We start from the raw sequence: 5,339 nt of genomic DNA on the forward strand, positions 1-5,339 counted from the left end.
ATGCGCTCTACGGCTCCGACACCCGCTCGGACGCCGCGTCGCATGCGCTCTACGGTTCCGACACGCGCTCGGATGCCGCGTCGCATGCGCTCTACGGTTCCGACACCCGCTCGGACGCCGCGTCGCATGCGCTCTACGGCTCCGACACCCGCTCGGACGCCGCGTCGCATGCGCTCTACGGTTCCGACACGCGCTCGGAGGCGGCGTCTCACGCCCTCTTCGGCGCCGACACGCGCTCGGAGGCGGCGTCTCACGCCCTCTTCGGTGCCGACATCCGCTCGGAGGCGGCGTCTCACGCCCTCTTCGGTGCCGACACCCGTTCGGAGGCGGCGTCCCACGCCCTCTTCGGCGTCGACACGCGCTCGGAGGCGGCGTCTCACGCCCTCTTCGGCGTCGAGACGAAGATGAGCGACGTGCGTTCGGCCACCGCCTCGCACGCGCTCTTCGGCAACGAAGGTCGCGCATGATCCCTGCCGCGCGTCTCGCATCCCTGTTGGCGTCCAACGTCGCCGAGATGGAGGCGCGCGGTTACGGGTCCATCTATTTCGACCGCATGCGTCCGCCCGACGACACGGTGCGGGCCATGCGGCCGAAATTCGGCGAGTTCGGCATCACGCGGCTCTCCTGCCTCACCGGCCTCGACAGCATCGGCATTCCGGTCTGGGCGGCGACCCGGCCCAACGCCCGAACCCTCGCGGTCTCCCAGGGCAAGGGCCTCGACGATGCCGCGGCGCGCGCCTCCGCCACCATGGAGGCGATCGAGGTCGCCGTCGCCGAACGCCCCGACCGCGCCGGCGTGCTCGCCACCACGGCGCAACTGCGCGCCGCCGGCCGCCGCTTCCAACGCCTCGACATGCTGCTGCGCAAGGGCGTCGCGCCGCCGGCCGACGACGAGGCCTTCCCCTGGATCGAGGGGCTCGATCTCGTCTCCGGCGAGGCCGTGCTGGTGCCGCTCGACGCGGCGGTCCTCTCCGACGGCCGCGAGCCGGTGCGCTGGTGGCAGTCGACCGACGGCCTCGCCTCCGGCAACGTCTTCTGGGAAGCGACGCTGCACGGCCTCACCGAACGCATCGAGCGTGACGCGATGACCCTGTGGACGCTGCGCGACGATCGCCAGGTCGAGGCGCGCTGTGTCGCCGTCGCCGCCTTCGACGATCCCGAACTCACCCGCCTCGACCGCATCGTCACCGACGCCGGTTTCCGCCTGCGCCTCTTCGACGTCACCTCCGATCTCGGCATCCCGGTGATCTTCGCGGTGATCTCGCCGGTGCCCAACGGCCACGAGGACAAGTGGAAGCACTTCGACCTCACCGCCGGCTCCGGCTGCCATCCCGAGCCGGCGCGCGCCGCCATTCGCGCCCTGACCGAGGCGGCGCAATCGCGCCTGACCACCATCGCCGCCGCCCGAGACGACTTCGAGCCGGCCCGCTATGCCGCCAAGCTCGCCGGCGACCTCCTCACCTACGTCCACGCCACGCCGCGCCCCCATGCCGTGACCTCGCCCGAAGCGATCGGGCCGCGCATCGGCTGGATCGACGCCATGGTCGGACGGATGAAGCGTGGCGGCGTCGGCGAGGTGATCGTCGTGCCGTTCGAGACCGGCGAGAACGACTTCGCCGTGGCCAAGGTCTTCGCTCCCGATCTCGAGAACCCGCCCGGTGACCGCGCCCGCACCTTCGGGCCGCGCGCCGTCCGCGCCATGATGGGGCTGGTATGAAGATCCTGTTCGTCGGCCCCACGCTCTCCGGTCTCGTCGTCGACGGCCGGCTCGCCGCGCATCCCGACATCGTCTGCCGCGGACCGGCGGCGCAGGGCGACATCGCCCGCGCCGTGGTCGAGGGCGCGACGGTGATCGGCCTCGTCGACGGCCGCTACGAGGACGTCGCCGCCCCCTGGCACAAGGAGATCCTGTGGGCGCTCGCGAACGGCGTCACCGTGCTCGGCGCCGGCAGCCTCGGGGCGCTGCGCGCCGCCGAATGCGCCGCCTATGGCATGATCGGTCTCGGCGAGATCTGCGCCCGCTACATGCGCGGCGAACTCTACGACGACGCCGACGTCGCCCAGTTGCACGGGCCGGAGGAGGTGGATCACCTGTCGCTGACCGAGGCGCTGGTCAACGTCGAGGCGACGCTGCGGCGGATGCGGCGCGAGGGCGTGATCGACGACGGCTTCTTCGCCGGGGCGCTCGCCGCCGCCCGCTCGATCTTCTTCAAGAACCTCGACTTCGAAGCGGTCGCCGCCCGCCTCGCCATCGACGACGAGCGCCGCCGCGCCTTCGTCGCCGCCGCTCGCGCCCACCGGGTCGACCAGAAACGTGCCGACGCGCTGGTCCTGGTCGATCGCATGGCCGAACTGCCGGCGGTCCGCACCGCGCCGCCGCCCTGGCGGATGGTCGAGCCGCACCAGTGGCTCGCCTTCCTGCGCGACCTCGCCGCCGAGCGCGCCGCTGCGGAGGCGTGATGCGGTGGGCGCGAAGCCGCGCCACCGAAGGTGCCTTCCGGCTTCGCCGTCGAAGGGAACCGGGCGGCCTTCATCACGATGATACAAACCGCGGATCGAATGTCCCCGACCGCCGGACACGGCTCGAACAGGGTATTCTCGGACATGACCGATCAGATCGAAACGCGCTACGTCGAAGGCGCCAGCGACGACGTTCCCACCAACGATTCCGGCAACACGCCCTTCGCGGTGGTCGCCGAGCGGGCGCTTTCCCGCCGCTTCTTCCTCGGCGGTTCGGCGGCGCTCGCCGCCTCCACCGCCCTCGTCGGCTCGGTCGGCGCGGCGGTTTTCGCCAAGAACGCCGAGGCCGCTTCGATCGGCACGCTCACCTTCGAATCGCTGCCGCACGGCTACGACGACACCCATCACGTCGCCAAGGGCTACGACGCCTCGGTGCTGATCCGCTGGGGCGACGCGGTGGTGAAGGGCGCGCCCGCCTTCGATCCGAAGAAGCAGTCGGCCGCCGCGCAGCTGCAGCAGTTCGGCTACAACAACGACTTCATCGGCTTCACGCCGCTGCCCTTCGGCTCGGCGAACCCGGCCCGCGGCCTGCTCTGCATCAACCATGAATACGTCGACCGCGAACTGATGTTCCCGGATGCCGCCGATCGCTCCCCGAAGACCCAGTCGAAGGAGATGGTCGACGTCGAGATGGCGGCGCACGGCCACACCGTCATCGAGATCGTCCGCGACGCCGCCGGCAAGTGGTCGGTCGTCGCCGACAGCCCGATGAACCGCCGCATCCACGTCGGCACCGAGATCGCGATCTCGGGCCCGGCCGCCGGCCACGACCGCCTGAAGACCTCGGCCGACGCGACCGGCAAGAAGGTGCTCGGCACCGTCAACAACTGCGCCGGCTCGATCACCCCGTGGGGCACCGTCCTCATGGCGGAGGAGAACTTCAACAACTACTTCGCCGGCGACATCGGCAAGACCAGGGAGGCGCGTGCCTACAAGCGCCTCGGCGTCGCCGGCGACGTCGGCTACGGCTGGTACCGTTTCCACGACCGCTTCGACGTCGAGAAGGAGCCGAACGAGGCCAACCGCTTCGGCTGGATGGTCGAATTCGACCCCTACGATCCGACCTCGGTGCCGGTGAAGCGCACCGCCCTCGGTCGCTTCAAGCACGAGGGCGCCCATGCCCTGGTCGACAAGTCGGGCCACGTCGTCTGCTATTCCGGTGACGACCAGCAGTTCGACTACGTCTACAAGTTCGTTTCCAAGGGGAAATTCGATCCGAAGAAGCGTGAGGCGAACTTCGGCATCCTCGACGAGGGCACGCTCCACGTCGCCCGCTTCAACGACGACAAGACGCTCGACTGGTTGCCGATCGTCTTCGGCGAGGGACCGCTGACCCCCGCCAACGACTTCCACTCCCAGGCCGACGTGATGATCGAGGCCCGTCGCGCCGCCGACCTGCTCGGCGCGACGCCGATGGATCGCCCGGAGGACATCGAGCCGAACCTCGTCACCGGCGTCGTCTACGCGGTGATGACCAACAACACCAAGCGCAAGAAGGATCAGACGAACGGGGTCAACCCGCGCGCCGCGAACCAGCACGGCCACATCGTCGAGATGATCCCGCCGGGCGGCCGCGGCGCCGACAAGGACCACACCGCGACGAAGTTCACCTGGGATCTGTTCCTGCTCGGCGGCGATCCGACCAAGCCCGAGCAGGGAGCGAAGTATCACCCGGCGGTCGGCGCCGGCGACTGGCTCTCCTGCCCCGACAACGTCGCCGTCGACGGCAAGGGCCGCCTGTGGATCGCCACCGACGGTGCGCCGAAGGCCGGCATCGCCGACGGCGTCTGGGCGGCCGACACCGAGGGCGACGGCCGCGCCCTGGTCAAGCTGTTCTTCTCGACCCCGCGCGGCGCCGAGCTCTGCGGCCCGTCGTTCAATTCCGACGACTCGGCCTATTTCGCCGCGATCCAGCATCCCGGCGACGAGAAGGGCTCGACCTTCGACACGCCCTCGACCCGTTGGCCCGATTTCGAGCCCGACATGCCGCCGCGCCCCTCGGTGATGGTCATCACCAAGCAGGGCGGCGGCGCCATCGGCTGATCGCGTCCGACCACACGGCGAATACGGCGAAGGGCGGCCCTCGGGTCGCCCTTCGTGCGTCGCGCGCATCGATCGACCCGGGGACCGGGAGAACCGTTCGGGAGGAAGAGCCTTGCTGGCGGGCGATGGCGAGCCAGATAATCGAAGATCATGTGGACATCCGGCGTCGGCCGGATCGATCGCGGACGATCGTGACGCGCGGAGGATGGACGATGCCGGAAAGATGGTTCCAGATCAAAGGCGATCCGTCGATCCGCGGCCAACTGTTCGAGCAGAGCCGCACCGAGAGCCTGTTCGACACCTCGATCGATCGCGTGCACGAGATCGTCCGCACACTGCTGGTGCGTAAGGGCGTGTTCCACATCAAGGTCCATTATTCGTCGAGCCAGCTCACCTGTTGGTTCGCGCGCGATCCCTTCTGTTACGAGAAGTTCGTGCGCGAAGAGGTGTTGGCGGAGGGTTTCCTCGATCGCTTTCCCGATGCCGACCACGCCGGCCGCGCGAGCGTGATCGACGAGGCCGACATCGGCCGCCTGCTCGGTGAGTTTCGCCGTCTGCGCCTCGCCGACGAGACGCTCTATCTGCGCAATGCCGCGATCAATCTGATCAACGGCATGATCAACATGTCGTTCTCCTGCGACGGCACGCAGTACATCGACCACCGCACCTTCCTGGGCGTCCTCGACCGGTTCGGATGAGGTGGACCGCCCCGCCGTCCGATCTCATACCGAGTTCACGAAATTCGGACTCGTCCGAATTTCGTGAGTTGCGGCCCG

The 5,339-nt window shown here is 69.2% G+C and carries 5 protein-coding genes; all 5 read left to right on the top strand.

Going from position 1 to position 5,339, the window contains the following annotated elements; translation table 11 throughout:
* A partial coding sequence (locus V7Q42_RS19895) for a nucleoporin (protein ID WP_333826007.1) occupies positions 1-467 on the top strand: 467 nt, incomplete at its 5' end.
* Positions 464-1,717, top strand: coding sequence for a YcaO-like family protein (locus V7Q42_RS19900; protein WP_333826008.1), 1,254 nt, complete (start codon positions 464-466; stop codon positions 1,715-1,717). The genes V7Q42_RS19895 and V7Q42_RS19900, both read left to right, overlap by 4 nt.
* Entirely contained in the window at positions 1,714-2,460 is a 747-nt protein-coding gene (locus V7Q42_RS19905) for a TfuA-like protein (RefSeq protein WP_333826009.1), read from the top strand. Before V7Q42_RS19900 ends, V7Q42_RS19905 begins: the two co-directional genes overlap by 4 nt.
* A gap of 99 nt (positions 2,461-2,559) precedes the next feature.
* Positions 2,560-4,563 carry a PhoX family protein gene (locus V7Q42_RS19910; protein WP_442958241.1) on the top strand — a complete coding sequence of 668 codons (2,004 nt, stop codon included), beginning with the start codon at positions 2,560-2,562 and terminating at the stop codon, positions 4,561-4,563.
* Positions 4,564-4,775: 212 nt separating this feature from the next.
* Positions 4,776-5,261, top strand: coding sequence for a hypothetical protein (locus V7Q42_RS19915; RefSeq protein ID WP_333826011.1), 486 nt, complete (start codon positions 4,776-4,778; stop codon positions 5,259-5,261).
* Positions 5,262-5,339 lie beyond the last annotated feature (78 nt).

It is taken from the genome of Pinisolibacter sp. (genome assembly GCF_036782435.1).
Taxonomy (GTDB): domain Bacteria; phylum Pseudomonadota; class Alphaproteobacteria; order Rhizobiales; family Ancalomicrobiaceae; genus CALBKH01.

Excerpts from the sequence above, each read along its gene's own strand:
- V7Q42_RS19900 (WP_333826008.1), top strand. The coding sequence starts at position 464 with ATGATCCCTGCCGCGCGTCTCGCATCCCTGTTGGCGTCCAACGTCGCC.
- V7Q42_RS19905 (WP_333826009.1), top strand. The coding sequence starts at position 1,714 with ATGAAGATCCTGTTCGTCGGCCCCACGCTCTCCGGTCTCGTCGTCGAC.
- V7Q42_RS19910 (WP_442958241.1), top strand. The coding sequence starts at position 2,560 with ATGTCCCCGACCGCCGGACACGGCTCGAACAGGGTATTCTCGGACATG.
- V7Q42_RS19915 (WP_333826011.1), top strand. The coding sequence starts at position 4,776 with ATGCCGGAAAGATGGTTCCAGATCAAAGGCGATCCGTCGATCCGCGGC.